The following is an 18,570-nucleotide window of genomic DNA, read 5'->3' as shown; positions in this document are numbered from 1 at the left end:
CGAGAACCCGCCGCCCGCGTCACAGAACCCGGCGATCGGAGAACTGCCGCCATGCTCGACGAAGCGCTGCTCGACAACCCGGAAGGGCTCGCCGGAGCCGATCGCCGCGGCCTGCTCCGCGGTGCCGCCGAGGCCGGTGCCCGGGTGCGCACCGCCGCCCGGCACGCCGCCGAGGCCGGCGTCCCCGGCCTCATGCCGGACGGCCGCCCCCGCGCCGTCCTCATCGCCGGTCCGGGAGCCGCCGCCACCCACACCGCCGACCTCCTCGGCACCCTCGCCGGCGCCGGCGGCCCGGTCACCCGGCTGACGCCCACCGGCGTCGCCCCCGCGCCCGGCGCCCTGCGCTGGGAGCTGCCCGGCTGGGCCGGCTCCGTCGACCTGCTGCTCATCGCCACCCCCGACGGCACCGAGCCGGGCCTGTCCCTGCTCGCCGAACAGGCTTACCGGCGCGGCTGCGCGGTCGTCGGCGTGGCACCCGCCCCCTCCCCGCTCGCCGACGCGGTGAGCGCCTCCCACGGCCTGTTCGTCCCGATGGCGACCGCCCCCTACGACGTCGAGGAGCCCCTGGCCGCGTCCGCCCCCGGTGTCCTGTGGGCCCTGCTCACCCCGCTCCTGGCGCTGCTGGACCGCACCGGCCTGCTCACCGCCCCGCCCGAGGCCCTGGAGAAGGTCGCCGACCGCCTCGACCAGGTCGCCGAACGCTGCGGCCCCGCCATCGCCACCTACGGCAACCCGGCCAAGACACTGGCCGCCGAACTCGCCGACGCCCTCCCCGTCGTGTGGACCGAGGGCACCTCGGCCGGTCCCGCCGGCCGGCGCTTCGCCGCCGCGCTGGCCGAGCTGTCCGGCGTGCCCGCGGTCGTCGCCGAGCTGCCCGAGGCACTCGCCGCGCACAGCGCCCTGCTCGCCGGTCCGCTCGCCGCCGGAGCCGACCCCGGCGACTTCTTCCGCGACCGCGTCGAGGAACCGCCCGCCCTGCACGCGCGCGTGGTGCTGCTGCGCGACCGCCCCATCGGCAGCCTCACCGCGGCCCCGGCCGCCCGCGACGTGGCCCTCGACCACGACACACCGATCAGCGAGCTCGAACCGGAGGCGGGCGGCGAACTGGAGACCCTCGCGGAACTGATCGCCATGACGGATTTCGCCGCCGTTTACCTGGCGCTCGCCTCGAAGCCCTCATCCTGACTCCGTGCGGCCGTGCGCCCGCCCGACCGGCCACCCGGCGCCGCCGCCCGACGAGGTGCGGGAGCCGGACCGGCGCGGGAGCCGCCCGGCCGCCGCCCTGTGACCCGCGCCCGCCGCACCGCGCACGTACGGAGACGAAGACACCGCATGGACCGCCTCGACAACACCATCCGCCCCTACGCCTGGGGTTCCCCCACCGCCATCCCCGAACTGCTCGGCGTCGAGCCGAGCGGCGAACCGCAGGCCGAGATGTGGATGGGCGCCCACCCCGGAGCGCCCTCGCGCACCGCACGCGGCACCCTGCCGGAGGTCATCGGGGCCGCTCCCGAACGCGAGCTGGGCGCCCGGACCGTCGAGAGGTTCGGCCCGCGCCTGCCCTTCCTCCTCAAGCTCCTCGCCGCCGGCGCCCCCCTCTCCCTCCAGGTCCACCCCGACCTGGAGCAGGCCAGGGAGGGCTACGAGGACGAGGAGCGCCGCGGCGTCCCCCTCGACGCCCCGCACCGCAACTACAGGGACGCCAACCACAAGCCGGAACTGATCTGCGCCCTCACCGACTTCGACGGCCTGTGCGGTTTCCGCCCCCCGGCCGAGACCGCCGGCCTCTTCGACGGCCTCGGCGTCGCCTCCCTCAAGCCGTACGCCGACCTGCTGCGAGCCCACCCCGAGGACGCGGCCCTGCGCGAGGTCCTCACGGCGATCCTCACCGCCGACCCCGAGGAGATGTCCCGCACGGTCGCGGAGGCCGCGGCCGCCTGCGAGCGCCTCGGCGGCGCCTACGCCCCCTACGCCGGCATCGCCCGCCACTACCCGGGCGACCCCGGCGTGCTCGCCGCCCTGCTCCTCAACCACGTCCGGCTCCAGCCCGGCGAGGCCCTCTACCTCGGCGCCGGCGTCCCGCACGCCTACCTCGGCGGCCTCGGCGTCGAGATCATGGCCAACTCCGACAACGTCCTGCGCTGCGGCCTGACCCCCAAACACGTCGACGTCCCCGAACTCCTGCGCGTGGTCCGCTTCGAGGCCGGTGACCCCGGCGTGCTGCGGCCGGAGGCGTCCGGCGACGGAGAGGAGGTCTACGAGACCCCCATCGACGAGTTCCGCCTGTCCCGGTACGTCCTGCCCGAGGGCACCGCCGCCCGCGACCTCACCCTGCCCGCCCCGCAGATCCTGCTCTGCACGGCGGGCACCGTCCGCGCGGGCGAGCACCGGCTGACGCCGGGTCGATCCGTGTTCGTACCGGCGGGTGAAAAGGCCGAAGTGTCCGGGGACGGGACGGTGTTCCGGGCCACCGTGCGCGTCTGACACGGACACGGCGGGCAGTTCGGCGCGCCACGGCCGCGGCGGGCTGCAACAATGACCCACCGCAACGGGCGGGCAAAGCCGGGGAGCGGCCGAGCCCCGAACGGCGTACACATGCACGACGAAGGCGAAGGGACAACGCGACAGATGAGCGCGTCAGGCGGTACCAAGGCGATCGTGGCGGCACTCGCCGCCAACCTCGCGATCGCGGCAGCGAAGTTCGTGGCGTTCCTCTTCAGCGGCTCGTCGTCGATGCTCGCCGAGTCCGTGCACTCGCTCGCCGACTCCGGCAACCAGGCCCTGCTGCTGGTCGGCGGCAAGCGCGCGCAGCGCGCCGCCACCCCGCAGCACCCCTTCGGCTACGGCCGCGAGCGCTACATCTACGCCTTCCTCGTCTCCATCGTGCTGTTCTCGGTCGGCGGCATGTTCGCCCTCTACGAGGGCTACGAGAAGATCAAGCACCCGCACGAACTGGAGCACTGGTACTGGCCGGTCGGCGTCCTGGTCTTCGCGATCATCGCCGAGTCCTTCTCCTTCCGCACGGCCATCAAGGAGTCCAACGCCCTGCGCGGCCGCAAGTCCTGGAAGGAGTTCGTCCGTCACTCCAAGGCGCCCGAGCTGCCCGTCGTCCTCCTGGAGGACCTCGGCGCCCTCGTCGGCCTGGTCCTCGCCCTCTTCGGCGTCCTGCTCGCCCTGCTCACCGGCAACGGCGTCTGGGACGGCATCGGCACCCTGTGCATCGGCGTGCTGCTCATCCTGATCGCGCTGGTCCTCGCCGTGGAGACCAAGTCGCTGCTGCTGGGCGAGTCCGCCGGCGCCGAGGAGGTCCGGAGGATCGAGGCCGCCGTCGTCGACGGCACCACGGTCACCGGCATCATCCACATGCGCACGCTCCACCTCGGTCCCGAGGAGCTGCTCGTCGCCGCCAAGATCGCCGTACGGCACGACGGCACGGCCCGCGAGATCGCCGGCGCCATCGACGCGGCCGAGGCCCGCATCCGCGAGGCCGTCCCGATCGCCCGCGTCATCTACCTGGAACCGGACGTCTACAGCGAGACCGAGGCCGCCAAGGGCCCCGACCGCGAGGCCGCCCCCGGCGGCCCGGCCCCGCAGGGCTCCGGCCACTGATCCCCGCGCACTCCCCGCACTCCTCCACAGGGCCCGCCCGGCACGTCCCGGCGGGCCCTGTCGGCTGGTGACGGGCCCCGCGGCCCCACGGGCGCGTCGGCCACGGCTCCGTGCGGGCGTCCGGCCGCCACCGCGGACCGCGCGCCGCGGCCGCGCCCGTCCCGGACAGGGCCGCCGCTCCCGCCCGGACGTCCGGGCACGGCCCGGGGGACGCGAAGTGTCCGGAGGCGGACTGGGGACCTTCGGCCCGACCGGTGTAGCTTGGAACGGAGCCAGACGTCGCTGCTGATGGCGGTCGGGCGGACCCACGACGGGCCGGCCGAGGGAGAGAGGGCCTCCGACGGACTGCGCTGCGCGCACGCGGGCATGCCTGTGCCTTCTCCGGGCACCCCTGTGTCCGCCGCCGCGCAGATCAGCCGTACCCACCTCGACCCAATCCGAGGAGCAGCCCGCAATGACGACCGTCGACAACCGGCAGGACTTCAAGGTCGCCGACCTTTCCCTGGCCGAGTTCGGCCGCAAGGAGATCACCCTCGCCGAGCACGAGATGCCGGGCCTGATGGCGATCCGCGAGGAGTACGCCGAGGCACAGCCCCTCAAGGGCGCCCGCATCACCGGCTCCCTGCACATGACCGTGCAGACCGCCGTGCTCATCGAGACCCTGGTCGCCCTCGGCGCCCGGGTCCGCTGGGCCTCCTGCAACATCTTCTCCACCCAGGACCACGCCGCGGCCGCCATCGCCGTCGGCCCGAACGGCACGCCCGACAACCCGCAGGGCGTCCCGGTCTTCGCCTGGAAGGGCGAGACGCTGGATGAGTACTGGTGGTGCACCGAGCAGGCCCTGACCTGGCCGGACAGCCCCACCGGCGGTCCGAACATGATCCTCGACGACGGCGGTGACGCCACCCTCCTCGTCCACAAGGGCGTCGAGTACGAGAAGGACGGCAAGGTCCCCTCGCCCGACACCGCCGAGTCCGACGAGCACCGCGTCATCCTCGAACTGCTGACCCGCACGCTCAGCGAGAACCCGCAGAAGTGGACCCAGCTGGCGTCCGAGATCCGCGGCGTCACCGAGGAGACCACGACCGGTGTCCACCGCCTGTACGAGATGCAGCGCGAGGGCACCCTCCTGTTCCCGGCGATCAACGTCAACGACGCCGTCACCAAGTCGAAGTTCGACAACAAGTACGGCTGCCGCCACTCCCTGATCGACGGCATCAACCGCGCCACCGACACCCTGATCGGCGGCAAGACCGCCGTCGTGTGCGGCTACGGGGACGTGGGCAAGGGCTGCGCGGAGTCCCTGCGCGGGCAGGGCGCCCGCGTGATCGTCACCGAGATCGACCCGATCTGCGCGCTGCAGGCGGCGATGGACGGCTACCAGGTCACCACCCTGGACGAGGTCGTGGAGACGGCCGACATCTTCATCACCACGACCGGAAACCGGGACATCATCATGGCCTCGGACATGGCCAGGATGAAGCACCAGGCGATCGTCGGGAACATCGGCCACTTCGACAACGAGATCGACATGGCCGGCCTCGCCAGGATCCCCGGCATCGTCAAGGACGAGATCAAGCCGCAGGTCCACACCTGGACCTTCCCCGACGGCAAGAAGATCATCGTGCTGTCCGAGGGCCGCCTGCTGAACCTGGGCAACGCCACCGGTCACCCCTCGTTCGTGATGTCCAACTCCTTCGCGGACCAGACCCTGGCCCAGATCGAGCTGTTCACCAAGCCCGACGCGTACCCGACCGGTGTCTACGTGCTGCCCAAGCACCTCGACGAGAAGGTCGCCCGCCTCCACCTCGACGCGCTCGGCGTGAAGCTGACCACGCTCCGCCCCGAGCAGGCCGAGTACATCGGCGTCGAGGTCGAGGGCCCGTACAAGCCGGACCACTACCGCTACTGACCACCGCTGAGACCGCGCCGCGGTCCGCGGCGGGCGCGTCCGCGCACGGACGCGCCCGCCGCGGCAGGTCCTCCGAGGCAGGCCCCCGCACCCCCGTGCCGGGGGCCTGCCCCGTTGGCGGACCAGCGACCCGGCCCAGCCCGTCACGACCCGACCCGGTACGACCCAGGACGCCCATGCCCCGCGGCCGTTATTCGCTCCACGACCCGCACGATCACACCCCCCTCGCGGAAGAGCACTTCCAGTGCGCCACCGGTCCCACCGGCTGGCGCTACGTCTCCCGGCTGACCACCCCCGCGGGCGACCACCGCGGCTCCGTCGACCTCACCCTCGACGAACTCGGCCGCCCCCTCCGCCTCGAACTCCACGCCGCCCACTGGCAGGTGCGCGGCGCCGCCCTCGACGGCGTCACCTGGGTCCGCACCGACCCCACCGGGACCCAGGCCACGGAAGGCAATGTGCGCGCCCATGCCTTCACCGGCACCTCCCCGGCCTTCCTCGTCGCCACCGCCCGTCTCCTGCGCCTCACCCCCTCCGCGGCGGCCACCCGCGTACGCCTCGTCGCCTTCACGGACCCGGTCCTCGCCCCCCGCACCGTGGACCAGTCCTGGACCTTGGCGAACAGCGAAACACACGCCACTGACAACGGCCCCCTCACCGTGGACGAGTACCAGGTCACCGCCCTGGACACGGGCGAACAGCACGCCGTGCACATCGCCGGCGACGTGGTGCTCGCGGCTCCGGGCGTCGAGCTGGAGGACCTCGAGTCGCCGCCGTCGGCGTTCACGTGACCGGTCCGCCCGGGCCGACCGCCGGCCCGGGCACCCGGCCGCCGCCCTACGCCGGCGGTACGAAACCGGATGCGGGCCGGTCGGCCGGCTGCCGGTCCCGCGGCACCGCGGGCCCGGCCCCGCCCGCCGCAGCCTCCTCCGCCACCGTGCCGCGGCCGGCGCCGGGGACGGCCGGCCCCGCGGGCACCTCTCCGGACGGCGCCCCGGGAACCGGCGCCGAGCGCACCGGCGCGGAACCCGGCGCCGCATGGCCCGGTGCGGCTTCCGCCGCCCTGCCGCCCCCCGGCGCGGCACCGTCCCCGAAAGCCCGCCGGGCCTCACGAACCTGCCGTTCCTGCACCACCGCCGCCAGATACGCCGCCGGCGGGACGCCCTCCGGCGCCGGAGCCCCCGTACGGGCCGCGACCTCGGCGGCGAGCCGCTCCGCCATGGCCGAACCGACCTGCGGGTCCAGCTCCCGCATCCGCGTCAGGCACCGGCGCACGGCGAGCCACAGATCATCCGGGACCGCCGACAGGTCCAGCCCCGAGAACCGCCCGGCCAGCCACGGCGGAGGCGGAGGCACGAACGCCACCGGAGCGACGGGCACCCGTTCCCGTACGACCAGGGTCCCCGCGAACACGTCACCGAGCCGCCGCCCCCGCGCCGAGACCAACGACGCGATGCACGCGACGACCCCGAACGTCATGAGGATCTCGATCACGCCGATCAAGCCCCGCACCAGCGCGTGCCGGAACCGGATCGGCCCACCGTCGTCCCGCACCACCCGCAGCCCGCACGCCATCTTTCCGAGCGACCGCCCGTGAGTGAGCGTCTCGACCATGACGGGCCCGCCCACCAGCAGCAGAACGAACGCGGCGATCGACAGCGCCGTCTGCGCCGCCTCGTCCAAGGAGGCCGTGGAAACCACCAGCGCGATGGTCACCGCGATGTACACGGTCACGACCACCACCAGATCGAGCAGCACGGCCAGCGCCCTGCTGGGCAGCCTCGCGGGGCGCAGCTCCAACGCCACGGCCTCGCCCGTCACCAGCTCACTCACGCCTGCCGCCCTTCCCCTGACCTGCCCCCGACACCGCCAGTCTGCCAAGCTGGGGCGCATCGCGCCGCAGTGGTACGACAAGCCGATCCACGCCGAGCCGCCGACGACAGCCCAGGAGCAGGCACCCCGATGGACCTCGACGTCTTCGTCTCCGCCCACCGAGCCGAGTGGGACCGCCTGGACGCCCTGCTCCGCCGCCGGCGCCGCCTCGACGGTGCCGAGGCCGACGAACTCGTCACCCTCTACCAGCGCACCGCCACCCACCTCTCCCTGATCCAGTCCAGCGCCCCGGACCCGCAGCTGACCGGCCGGCTCAGCCAACTGGTGGCACGCGCGCGCGGAGCCGTGACGGGCACCCGACGCGCGTCCTGGCGCGACGTCACACGCTTCCTCGCCCACGGTTTCCCCGCCGCCGTCTACCGGGCGCGTCACTGGTGGGTCCCCACCGCTCTCCTGTCGACCGCGGTAGCGGCCCTCCTGGGCTGGTGGATCGGCACCCACCCCGAAGTCCAGTCGTCCATCGCGGCCCCCGGCGAACTGCGCGAGCTCACCCGCCCCGGGGGCCAGTACGAGACGTACTACTCGAGCCACCCCGCGGCCTCCTTCGCCGCCCAGGTCTGGACGAACAACGCCTGGGCCGCCGCGCTCTGCCTGATCCTGGGAGTCTTCCTGGGGCTCCCGGTCGTGTGGATCCTCTTCCAGAACATGCTCAACCTCGGCGTCGGCGTCGGCCTGATGTCCTCGGTCGGCCGCCTCGACACGTTCCTCGGTCTCGTCCTCCCGCACGGCCTGCTGGAACTCACCGCCGTCTTCGTGGCGGCCGGCACCGGCCTGCGCCTCGGCTGGACCCTCATCGACCCGGGCCCGCGCACCCGGCGTGCGGCGCTCGCCGAGGAGGGCCGTGCAGCCATCGGCATGGCGATCGGCCTCGCCCTGGTTCTTTTCGTCTCGGGTGCCATCGAAGGGTTCGTCACGCCTTCCGGCCTGCCCACCTGGGCCCGCATCGGCATCGGGGTCGCCGCGGAACTGGCCTTCCTCGCGTACGTCTACGTGGTGGGCGGCCGCGCTGCCCGTTCCGGAGGGACAGGCGACGTCGAGGCGGCCGAGCGCAGCGCCACGGTCCCGACAGCCGCCTGATGTGCGGACACCCCTGCCGAGCTGCTAATCTCCTCTTCGCCCCACAAGAGCCGTTGACACGGAGCGCGTGGGGAGGTAGATTCAAACAGTTGCCTGGGCAGGGGCTCCGCTCCGCAGGTGACAGCGAGTGTCTACTCGCTTCTCGGAACATTGATTCCACAGAAGCCCCCGATGAATCGGAAACGGAAGGCCGATAAGGCCGCCCCGGAAATCTGATAAAGTCGGGATCGCCGGAAAGGGAAACGCGGAAGCGGGAACCTGGAAAGCACCGAGGAAATCGGATCGGGAAACGATCTGATAGAGTCGGAGACACCGAAGGGAAGCGCCCGGAGGAAAGCCCGAGAGGGTGAGTACGAAGGAAGCGTCCGTTCCTTGAGAACTCAACAGCGTGCCAAAAGTCAACGCCAGATATGTTGATGCCCCGTCCGTCGGTTTTCTGCCGATGGTCGAGGTTCCTTTGAAAAATCACAGCGAGGATGCTGTGTGCGGGAGGATTATTCCTCCTCTCGCACCGCTCTCGTGTGTGTCGCCCCGAGTACGGGGAAGCATTCACGGAGAGTTTGATCCTGGCTCAGGACGAACGCTGGCGGCGTGCTTAACACATGCAAGTCGAACGATGAAGCCCCTTCGGGGGTGGATTAGTGGCGAACGGGTGAGTAACACGTGGGCAATCTGCCCTGCACTCTGGGACAAGCCCTGGAAACGGGGTCTAATACCGGATACGAGTTTCACGGGCATCCGTGAGGCTGGAAAGCTCCGGCGGTGCAGGATGAGCCCGCGGCCTATCAGCTTGTTGGTGAGGTAATGGCTCACCAAGGCGACGACGGGTAGCCGGCCTGAGAGGGCGACCGGCCACACTGGGACTGAGACACGGCCCAGACTCCTACGGGAGGCAGCAGTGGGGAATATTGCACAATGGGCGCAAGCCTGATGCAGCGACGCCGCGTGAGGGATGACGGCCTTCGGGTTGTAAACCTCTTTCAGCAGGGAAGAAGCGCAAGTGACGGTACCTGCAGAAGAAGCGCCGGCTAACTACGTGCCAGCAGCCGCGGTAATACGTAGGGCGCGAGCGTTGTCCGGAATTATTGGGCGTAAAGAGCTCGTAGGCGGCTTGTCGCGTCGGTTGTGAAAGCCCGGGGCTTAACCCCGGGTCTGCAGTCGATACGGGCAGGCTAGAGTTCGGTAGGGGAGATCGGAATTCCTGGTGTAGCGGTGAAATGCGCAGATATCAGGAGGAACACCGGTGGCGAAGGCGGATCTCTGGGCCGATACTGACGCTGAGGAGCGAAAGCGTGGGGAGCGAACAGGATTAGATACCCTGGTAGTCCACGCCGTAAACGGTGGGCACTAGGTGTGGGCGACATTCCACGTCGTCCGTGCCGCAGCTAACGCATTAAGTGCCCCGCCTGGGGAGTACGGCCGCAAGGCTAAAACTCAAAGGAATTGACGGGGGCCCGCACAAGCGGCGGAGCATGTGGCTTAATTCGACGCAACGCGAAGAACCTTACCAAGGCTTGACATACACCGGAAAACCCTGGAGACAGGGTCCCCCTTGTGGTCGGTGTACAGGTGGTGCATGGCTGTCGTCAGCTCGTGTCGTGAGATGTTGGGTTAAGTCCCGCAACGAGCGCAACCCTTGTCCCGTGTTGCCAGCAGGCCCTTGTGGTGCTGGGGACTCACGGGAGACCGCCGGGGTCAACTCGGAGGAAGGTGGGGACGACGTCAAGTCATCATGCCCCTTATGTCTTGGGCTGCACACGTGCTACAATGGCCGGTACAATGAGCTGCGATACCGTGAGGTGGAGCGAATCTCAAAAAGCCGGTCTCAGTTCGGATTGGGGTCTGCAACTCGACCCCATGAAGTCGGAGTCGCTAGTAATCGCAGATCAGCATTGCTGCGGTGAATACGTTCCCGGGCCTTGTACACACCGCCCGTCACGTCACGAAAGTCGGTAACACCCGAAGCCGGTGGCCCAACCCCTTGTGGGAGGGAGCTGTCGAAGGTGGGACTGGCGATTGGGACGAAGTCGTAACAAGGTAGCCGTACCGGAAGGTGCGGCTGGATCACCTCCTTTCTAAGGAGCACTTCTTACTCGGACTTGTCCGGGTCAGAGGCCAGCATGCGAGCGAACGTCTCGCACTGGTTGCTCATGGGTGGAACGTTGACTACTCGGCACACTTCGGATGATGAGAGCGCTAGTACTGCTTCGGCGTGGAACGTGGTTCTTGTCAGCGAGGGGTGTCGGGCACGCTGTTGGGTGTCTGAGGGTTCGGCCGCAAGGTCGCCTTCAGTCGCCGGCCCCGGTAAAGGTCTGCTTCGGCGGGTTGTGACGGGTGGCTGGTCGTTGTTTGAGAACTGCACAGTGGACGCGAGCATCTGTGGCCAAGTTTTTAAGGGCGCACGGTGGATGCCTTGGCACCAGGAACCGATGAAGGACGTGGGAGGCCGCGATAGGCCCCGGGGAGTCGTCAACCAGGCTTTGATCCGGGGGTGTCCGAATGGGGAAACCCGGCAGTCGTCATGGGCTGTCACCCGCTGCTGAACACATAGGCAGTGTGGAGGGAACGCGGGGAAGTGAAACATCTCAGTACCCGCAGGAAGAGAAAACAACCGTGATTCCGGGAGTAGTGGCGAGCGAAACCGGATGAGGCCAAACCGTATGCGTGTGAGACCCGGCAGGGGTTGCGTATGCGGGGTTGTGGGATCTCTCTTTCACGGTCTGCCGGCCGTGAGACGAGTGAGAAACCGTTGATGTAGGCGAAGGACATGCGAAAGGTCCGGCGTAGAGGGTAAGACCCCCGTAGTCGAAACGTCAGCGGCTCGTTTGAGAGACACCCAAGTAGCACGGGGCCCGAGAAATCCCGTGTGAATCTGGCGGGACCACCCGCTAAGCCTAAATATTCCCTGGTGACCGATAGCGGATAGTACCGTGAGGGAATGGTGAAAAGTACCCCGGGAGGGGAGTGAAATAGTACCTGAAACCGTGTGCCTACAAGCCGTGGGAGCGTCGGAGTGGAGCTTGCTTCACTCTCGTGACTGCGTGCCTTTTGAAGAATGAGCCTGCGAGTTTGCGGTGTGTTGCGAGGTTAACCCGGGTGGGGTAGCCGTAGCGAAAGCGAGTCCGAATAGGGCGGTGGAGTAGCACGCTCAAGACCCGAAGCGGAGTGATCTAGCCATGGGCAGGTTGAAGCGGAGGTAAGACTTCGTGGAGGACCGAACCCACCAGGGTTGAAAACCTGGGGGATGACCTGTGGTTAGGGGTGAAAGGCCAATCAAACTCCGTGATAGCTGGTTCTCCCCGAAATGCATTTAGGTGCAGCGTCGTGTGTTTCTTGCCGGAGGTAGAGCACTGGATAGGCGATGGGCCCTACCGGGTTACTGACCTTAGCCAAACTCCGAATGCCGGTAAGTGAGAGCGCGGCAGTGAGACTGTGGGGGATAAGCTCCATGGTCGAGAGGGAAACAGCCCAGAGCATCGACTAAGGCCCCTAAGCGTACGCTAAGTGGGAAAGGATGTGGAGTCGCAGAGACAACCAGGAGGTTGGCTTAGAAGCAGCCACCCTTGAAAGAGTGCGTAATAGCTCACTGGTCTAGTGATTCCGCGCCGACAATGTAGCGGGGCTCAAGCGCACCGCCGAAGTCGTGTCATTGCGATATGTACCCCCAACGGGGATCGTGATGGGTAGGGGAGCGTCGTCTGCCGGGTGAAGCAGCACCGGAAGGTAGTTGTGGACGGTTGACGAGTGAGAATGCAGGCATGAGTAGCGATTCACACGTGAGAAACGTGTGCGCCGATTGACTAAGGGTTCCTGGGTCAAGCTGATCTGCCCAGGGTAAGTCGGGACCTAAGGCGAGGCCGACAGGCGTAGTCGATGGATAACCGGTTGATATTCCGGTACCCGCTGTGAAGCGTCAAACATCGAATCCAGTGATGCTAAGCCCGTGAAGCCGCCGGCCGAGTCTTCGGACGAGGTCGGAGTGGTGGAGCCGGTGGCCCGAGCTGGTAGTAGGTGAGTGATGGGGTGACGCAGGAAGGTAGTCCATCCCGGGCGGTGGTTGTCCCGGGGTAAGGGTGTAGGACGTCAGGTAGGTAAATCCGCCTGGCATACAGTCTGAGACCTGATGCCGAGCCGATTGTGGTGAAGTGGATGATCCTATGCTGTCGAGAAAAGCCTCTAGCGAGTTTCATGGCGGCCCGTACCCTAAACCGACTCAGGTGGTCAGGTAGAGAATACCGAGGCGTTCGGGTGAACTATGGTTAAGGAACTCGGCAAAATGCCCCCGTAACTTCGGGAGAAGGGGGGCCACGTCTGGTGAAGGCACGTGCTGCCGGAGCTGGGTGTGGCCGCAGAGACCAGCGAGAAGCGACTGTTTACTAAAAACACAGGTCCGTGCGAAGCCGTAAGGCGATGTATACGGACTGACGCCTGCCCGGTGCTGGAACGTTAAGGGGACCGGTTAGCTTGGATTCGTCCAGGCGAAGCTGAGAACTTAAGCGCCAGTAAACGGCGGTGGTAACTATAACCATCCTAAGGTAGCGAAATTCCTTGTCGGGTAAGTTCCGACCTGCACGAATGGCGTAACGACTTCTCGACTGTCTCAACCATAGGCCCGGTGAAATTGCACTACGAGTAAAGATGCTCGTTTCGCGCAGCAGGACGGAAAGACCCCGGGACCTTTACTACAGTTTGATATTGGTGTTCGGTTCGGCTTGTGTAGGATAGCTGGGAGACTGTGAAGTTCCAACGCCAGTTGGGGTGGAGTCGTCGTTGAAATACCAGTCTGGTCGTGCTGGATGTCTAACCTGGGTCCGTGATCCGGATCAGGGACAGTGTCTGATGGGTAGTTTAACTGGGGCGGTTGCCTCCTAAAGGGTAACGGAGGCGCCCAAAGGTTCCCTCAGCCTGGTTGGTAATCAGGTGTTGAGTGTAAGTGCACAAGGGAGCTTGACTGTGAGACCGACGGGTCGAGCAGGGACGAAAGTCGGGACTAGTGATCCGGCGGTGGCTTGTGGAAGCGCCGTCGCTCAACGGATAAAAGGTACCCCGGGGATAACAGGCTGATCTTCCCCAAGAGTCCATATCGACGGGATGGTTTGGCACCTCGATGTCGGCTCGTCGCATCCTGGGGCTGGAGTCGGTCCCAAGGGTTGGGCTGTTCGCCCATTAAAGCGGTACGCGAGCTGGGTTTAGAACGTCGTGAGACAGTTCGGTCCCTATCCGCTGTGCGCGTAGGAGTCTTGAGAAGGGCTGTCCCTAGTACGAGAGGACCGGGACGGACGAACCTCTGGTGTGCCAGTTGTTCTGCCAAGGGCATGGCTGGTTGGCTACGTTCGGGAGGGATAACCGCTGAAAGCATCTAAGCGGGAAGCCTGCTTCGAGATGAGGACTCCCACCCACTTGATGGGGTAAGGCTCCCAGTAGACGACTGGGTTGATAGGCCGGATCTGGAAGCACCGTGAGGTGTGGAGGTGACCGGTACTAATAGGCCGAGGGCTTGTCCTCAGTTGCTCGCGTCCACTGTGTTGGTTCTGAAACCACGAACGGCCATTTTGCTGGTTGTTGTTTGTTTCATAGTGTTTCGGTGGTTATAGCGTAGGGGAAACGCCCGGTTACATTCCGAACCCGGAAGCTAAGCTCTACAGCGCCGATGGTACTGCAGGGGGGACCCTGTGGGAGAGTAGGACGCCGCCGAACAATCATTGAGGAAAACCCCGCATCATACGATGCGGGGTTTTCTTTTTTTGCAGGGAAATCAGAGGGAATGAGGCCTTGAGGCCTCGGTTCCTTCAGGTCATAGGCGGCCTGCCGCCTTCAGAGCCAGGTAGACGTCGGACAGTGCCGGAGCCAGGTCGTCCGGCAGGGCATCGACGACCGTGACACCGTGGCGACGGAGTTGCTCAGCGGTGCGGTGCCGCTCCGCTTGGGCGTGGGCGGCAGCCGCGGCCTCGTACACCGCCTCTGTGCTTCCCCGGGCTTTGGACATGGTCGCGATGTGCGGGTCCGCCACGGATGCCAGAAGAACCGTATGGCGCTGCGTGAGCTGGGCGAGGACGGGCAGGAGGCCCTCTTCGATCGGAGCCGCGTCGAGTGCGGTGAGAAGGACGATCAGCGAGCGGCGGGGCGCTGTGCGCAGGGCCGTGGCGGTGAGACCCCGGGCATCCGTTTCGACCAGCTCCGGTTCCAGCGCCGCCATCGCGTTGACCAGGGAGGGGAGGACCTCATCCGCCGCGCGGCCCTGGACGAGGGCGCGGACGCGGCGGTCGTAGGCGAGGAGATCGACGCGGTCGCCGGCGCGGGAGGCCAGAGCCGCCAGCAGCAGGGCCGCATCCATCGATGCGTCCAGGCGGGGCGCGTCGCCCACGCGGCCGGCGGAAGTCCGGCCGGTGTCGAGGACCAGCAGGATGCGGCGGTCGCGTTCGGGGCGCCAGGTGCGTACCGCGACCGCGGAGTGGCGGGCCGTGGCGCGCCAGTCGATGGAACGGGTGTCGTCACCCGGGACGTACTCGCGCAAGCTGTCGAACTCCGTTCCCTCCCCGCGGGACAGGACGCTCGTGCGGCCGTCGAGTTCACGGAGGCGGGCCAGCTTGGAGGGGAGATGCTTGCGGCTGGTGAAGGGGGGCAGGACACGCAGTGTCCAAGGGACCCGGTGGGTGCCCTGACGGAAGACCAGGCCCAGGGGGCCGTAGGAGCGGATGGTGACGCGGTCGGCCCGGCGGTCGCCGCGGCGGGTGGGATGCAGCCGGGTGGTGAGGCGGCGGCGCTCGCCGGGAGCGATCGTCACGCGGTGGCGGGAGGCCGCCGCTTCCGTGCCGGGCTGCCAACTGCTGGGGGGCCAGGCGTCGCGGAGGTGGGCACGGAGCGGGCGGCGGGACGGGTTGGCGACCGTGAGGGTGACATCGGCGGTGTCGCCCAGGCGGACGGAGGTGTCGCCGGAACGAGTCAGACGCAGGCGCCGTACGGGGGCGGCCAAGGCGTAGTCGCAGGCGCAGGCCAAGGCCAGGGGGGCGTTGACCGCGAGGAGGCCCGTCCAGCCGGGCTCCCAGATGCCGACGGGGAGCGAGCCCAGGGCCGCGAGGAGTGCGGTGCGTCCGGTGAGCGCCATCAGCGGGGAACCGGGACGTGGGTCAGGATCGCGTCGATGACGGAGTCGGCCGTCACGCCCTCCATCTCGGCTTCCGGGCGGAGCTGGACGCGGTGGCGCAGGGTCGGCAGGGCGAGGGCTTTGACGTCGTCGGGGGTGACGTAGTCACGGCCGGTGAGCCAGGCCCAGGCACGGGACGTGGACAGGAGGGCGGTCGCGCCGCGGGGGGAGACACCGAGGGCGAGGGAGGGGGATTCGCGGGTGGCGCGGCAGATGTCGACGACGTAGGCGGTGATCTCCGGGGAGACCGTGGTCCTGGCGATCGCGGTGCGGGCCGCCTCCAGGTCGGCGGCGTTCGCCACCGGGCGTACGCCGGCGGCGCGCAGGTCGCGCGGGTCGAAGCCGGCGGCGTGGCGGGTGAGGACGTCGATCTCGTCCTGGCGGGAGGGGAGGGGGACGGTGAGCTTGAGGAGGAAGCGGTCCAGCTGGGCTTCCGGGAGGGGGTAGGTGCCCTCGTACTCGACCGGGTTCTGGGTGGCCGCGACCAGGAACGGGTCGGGGAGGGGGCGCGGGGTGCCGTCGACCGTGACCTGGCGCTCCTCCATGGCTTCGAGGAGGGACGACTGGGTCTTGGGGGGCGTGCGGTTGATCTCGTCGGCGAGGAGGAGGTTGGTGAAGACCGGGCCGGGCTGGAAGGAGAACTCGGCGGTGCGGGCGTCGTAGACGAGGGAGCCCGTCACGTCGCTCGGCATGAGGTCGGGGGTGAACTGGACGCGTTTGGTGTCGAGTTCGAGGGCGGAGGCGAGAGCGCGGACGAGGAGGGTCTTGGCGACGCCGGGGACGCCTTCGAGGAGGACGTGGCCGCGGCAGAGCAGGGCGACGACGAGGCCCGTCACCGCGGGGTCCTGACCGACCACGGCCTTGGCGATCTCGGCGCGCAGGGCTTCCAGAGCGGCGCGGGCGGTGCCCGCGTCCCCGGTCGGCCCGGCGTTGTCAGTGGTCGGGTCCATCATGGACGGCGTACCTCACTTTCGAGGGCGTCGAGTCGGTCGGCGAGGGTGATCAGGGCCGCGTCGTCGCCGGGCGGCGGGCCGAAGAGGAGGGTGCGCGGGGACCGTCCGTCGCCGTGGTCGCCGGGTGCGGTGCGGAGCCGGGCGGACAGGGCGGGGAGCAGGACCTCGGGCGTGTGCGCCTGGGACGCGGGGATGCCTACAAGGGGGGCGAGGCGTGTGCGGGTGGCGGAGCGGAGGGCGTCGGCGGCGCGGTCGCGGGCGTCGGCGGCGCGGTAGAGGCGGGCGCGGCCCTCGGTGGTTTCCGAGGCGCGGATCGCGACGGGGAGCCTCTCGGGCACCAGGGGACCCAGTCGGCGTGCCCTCCACAGGGCGGCCAGAGCTGCCGCGACGAAGAGTTGCAGGGTGCCCCAGAGCCAGCCCGGGGGGAGCAGGTCGAAGAAGCCGCGCTCGTCGTCGGGGGTGACGGCCGACGTGTCGGAGGGGGAGGGGAGGTACCAGACCAGATGGGGGCGGGAGCCGAGGAGCTGGAGGGCGAGCGAGGCGTTGCCCTGCTCGTCGAGGCGGTCGTTGAGGAGGATGTCGGGCGCGCCGAGGACGATGGTGTCGCCGCTTCCGGAGGCGTCGGGGAGGCGCAGCAGGGTGGCCAGGCGCTGGCTGGGGTAGCAGGAGTCGGCGTCGAGGTGGGTGGTGGTGTAGCGGATGCCGCCGGTGTCGGCGGGGCCGGCGCGGCGGGCGGCGGGCAGGTCGCAGTCCGGGGAGAGCGTCGAGTCGGGGCTGGTCGCGGGGTCGGCGGTGACACCGGGGGCGAGCCGTTCGACGGACGGGCTGCCGGGGGCGACCAGGACGGTGCGGCCGCCGGAGCCGGTGGTCGCGGAGCGCAGCTCGTTCTGCCGGCGTTCGGTCAGGAGATCGGGGACGGCGACCAGGAGGGTGGTGTCGCGGCCGGTCGCGGTGCGGGCCTCGGCGAGCGTGGTGACCACACGGGTGGTGACACCGCGGTCGGCGAGGAGTTCGGCGACGGCGCGGCTGCCGCGGGGGTCGGCGGAGCGCGGGTCGAGCTCGCCGTGCCGGGCGTCGGAGCGGACCACAGCGATCGCGACGGCCCCGGCGAGCAGCAGAAGGAGGGCGAGGACGACGCCTCGCACGCTGGTCCACACCTGGCGCGCGGTGGGCGAGGCCGAGGTGGACGGGAGCGCGGCCTCGATGGTCATCCGGCGGCTCCCTGGCGGGTGTGGTGGTCCGCGCCGCGGGGGCCGGCGCCGGTGAGCTGGGGTTTGGTGCGTTCCAGGTCGCGGTCGAGGGCGGCGAGGTGCCGGTACGACTGCTCCGTCGCCGTCCGGCCGCCGTACGTCACGTCGTCGAAGGCGCGGGCGGCGGTGCGCAGCCCGTCGGTATGGGCGGGCAGGGCGCGGCCGGCTTCCGTGGCCGCCTCGTCGGCGGTGCGACCGGGGCGGACGTCGAGGAGGGCGCGTTCCTCCAAGGCGCGGACGACGGCCCGCATGCGTTCCTGGACGGCCTGGTTCCAGTGGCCCTGGGCGGCGTGTGCCTCGGCGGCGGCGCGGTGTTCGGCGGCGCTGCGGGGACGGTCGCCGAAGACGGCGGCGGAGGTGGCGGGCCGGCGGCGGGGGGTGCCCAGGCGCCACCACAGGGCGCCCAGCACCGCCACGACGGCCAGGACGACGACGACCAGGCCGAGTGCTCCCCCAGGGGTCGCGCCGGAGGCGGCGCGGAACAGGTCGCCGACCCAGTCCCAGAAGAGGTCGAGGGCCCGCTGGAACCAGCCGGGGTCGTTCTCGTGGTACATGCGCTTGGACAGCTCGCGTCGCGCCGCCTCCCGCGCGGGGTCGCGCGGGATCGTCAGCGGCGGCTCGTCGCCGGAGCGCGGCAGCGCTCGTACGGCGGTGTCGCCGGCGCGCAGCGACGTCCGTACGGCGGTGCGCGCCGGCGCCTCGGTGAGAACTCCCCCCGTCCAGGTCACCGCA

At 69.1% G+C, this 18,570-nt stretch carries 11 protein-coding genes and 3 rRNA genes; 9 read left to right on the top strand and 5 right to left on the bottom strand.

All coding sequences use genetic code 11. The features are described from left to right. Positions 1-51: 51 nt before the first annotated feature. From ACSU6Z_RS11050 to ACSU6Z_RS11030, 5 genes are all read left to right on the top strand, one after another. Positions 52-1,185, top strand: coding sequence for an SIS domain-containing protein (locus tag ACSU6Z_RS11050; RefSeq protein WP_437044786.1), 1,134 nt, complete (start codon positions 52-54; stop codon positions 1,183-1,185). Between the two features lie 147 nt (positions 1,186-1,332). After that, on the top strand, positions 1,333-2,484 hold the full coding sequence (manA, locus tag ACSU6Z_RS11045) for a mannose-6-phosphate isomerase, class I (RefSeq protein WP_437044785.1): 1,152 nt from the start codon (positions 1,333-1,335) through the stop codon (positions 2,482-2,484). A gap of 144 nt (positions 2,485-2,628) precedes the next feature. Beyond that, on the top strand, positions 2,629-3,609 hold the full coding sequence (locus ACSU6Z_RS11040; protein WP_437044784.1) for a cation diffusion facilitator family transporter: 981 nt from the start codon (positions 2,629-2,631) through the stop codon (positions 3,607-3,609). 454 nt (positions 3,610-4,063) lie between these two features. Beyond that, positions 4,064-5,521, top strand: a complete 1,458-nt coding sequence (gene ahcY, locus ACSU6Z_RS11035; RefSeq protein ID WP_437044783.1) for an adenosylhomocysteinase — start codon at positions 4,064-4,066, stop codon at positions 5,519-5,521. 176 nt (positions 5,522-5,697) lie between these two features. Next, positions 5,698-6,312 carry a hypothetical protein gene (locus tag ACSU6Z_RS11030; RefSeq protein ID WP_437044782.1) on the top strand — a complete coding sequence of 205 codons (615 nt, stop codon included), beginning with the start codon at positions 5,698-5,700 and terminating at the stop codon, positions 6,310-6,312. Between the two features lie 46 nt (positions 6,313-6,358). On the opposite strand, the gene ACSU6Z_RS11025 is transcribed toward ACSU6Z_RS11030, so the two are convergent. After that, a complete protein-coding gene (locus ACSU6Z_RS11025; protein ID WP_437044781.1) occupies positions 6,359-7,354 on the bottom strand; it encodes an RDD family protein in 996 nt (331 codons plus the stop codon). 129 nt (positions 7,355-7,483) lie between these two features. Here ACSU6Z_RS11025 and ACSU6Z_RS11020 point away from each other — a divergent pair, with 129 nt between their 5' ends. The 4 genes from ACSU6Z_RS11020 (at position 7,484) to rrf (ending at position 14,188) form a co-directional block, all read left to right on the top strand. Further along, positions 7,484-8,491, top strand: a complete 1,008-nt coding sequence (locus ACSU6Z_RS11020) for a stage II sporulation protein M (protein WP_437044780.1) — start codon at positions 7,484-7,486, stop codon at positions 8,489-8,491. Positions 8,492-9,039: 548 nt separating this feature from the next. Beyond that, positions 9,040-10,566, top strand: a 16S ribosomal RNA gene (locus ACSU6Z_RS11015). A gap of 306 nt (positions 10,567-10,872) precedes the next feature. Continuing rightward, positions 10,873-13,996: ribosomal RNA gene (locus tag ACSU6Z_RS11010) — 23S ribosomal RNA — on the top strand. 75 nt (positions 13,997-14,071) lie between these two features. Further along, positions 14,072-14,188: ribosomal RNA gene (rrf, locus tag ACSU6Z_RS11005) — 5S ribosomal RNA — on the top strand. Together the 16S, 23S and 5S rRNA genes form the textbook arrangement of a ribosomal RNA operon. A 97-nt stretch (positions 14,189-14,285) precedes the next feature. On the opposite strand, the gene ACSU6Z_RS11000 is transcribed toward rrf, so the two are convergent. Genes ACSU6Z_RS11000 through ACSU6Z_RS10985 form a run of 4 tightly spaced genes read right to left on the bottom strand, consistent with a single transcriptional unit; the run spans position 14,286 to position 18,566 of the window. Next, the gene (locus ACSU6Z_RS11000) at positions 14,286-15,596 is read right to left on the bottom strand and encodes a DUF58 domain-containing protein (RefSeq protein ID WP_437044779.1); all 1,311 of its coding nucleotides are present in this window, start codon (positions 15,594-15,596) and stop codon (positions 14,286-14,288) included. Continuing rightward, complete coding sequence (locus ACSU6Z_RS10995; protein ID WP_437044778.1) at positions 15,596-16,585, bottom strand: AAA family ATPase; 990 nt, start codon at positions 16,583-16,585, stop codon at positions 15,596-15,598. Before ACSU6Z_RS10995 ends, ACSU6Z_RS11000 begins: the two co-directional genes overlap by 1 nt. After that, positions 16,585-17,799: a DUF4350 domain-containing protein gene (locus tag ACSU6Z_RS10990; protein WP_437044777.1), complete on the bottom strand. Its 1,215-nt coding sequence runs from the start codon at positions 17,797-17,799 to the stop codon at positions 16,585-16,587. Before ACSU6Z_RS10990 ends, ACSU6Z_RS10995 begins: the two co-directional genes overlap by 1 nt. Continuing rightward, positions 17,796-18,566 (bottom strand): DUF4129 domain-containing protein, encoded by a 771-nt coding sequence (locus tag ACSU6Z_RS10985; protein WP_437044776.1) that lies wholly within the window; start codon positions 18,564-18,566, stop codon positions 17,796-17,798. Before ACSU6Z_RS10985 ends, ACSU6Z_RS10990 begins: the two co-directional genes overlap by 4 nt. Between the last annotated feature and the right edge of the window lie 4 nt (positions 18,567-18,570).

Origin of the sequence: Streptomyces sp. enrichment culture (assembly GCF_964273145.1) — a bacterium.
GTDB lineage: Bacteria > Actinomycetota > Actinomycetes > Streptomycetales > Streptomycetaceae > Streptomyces.
The sequence above is the reverse complement of the archived record's forward strand: the minus strand, read 5'-3'. Positions and strand labels throughout refer to the sequence as shown.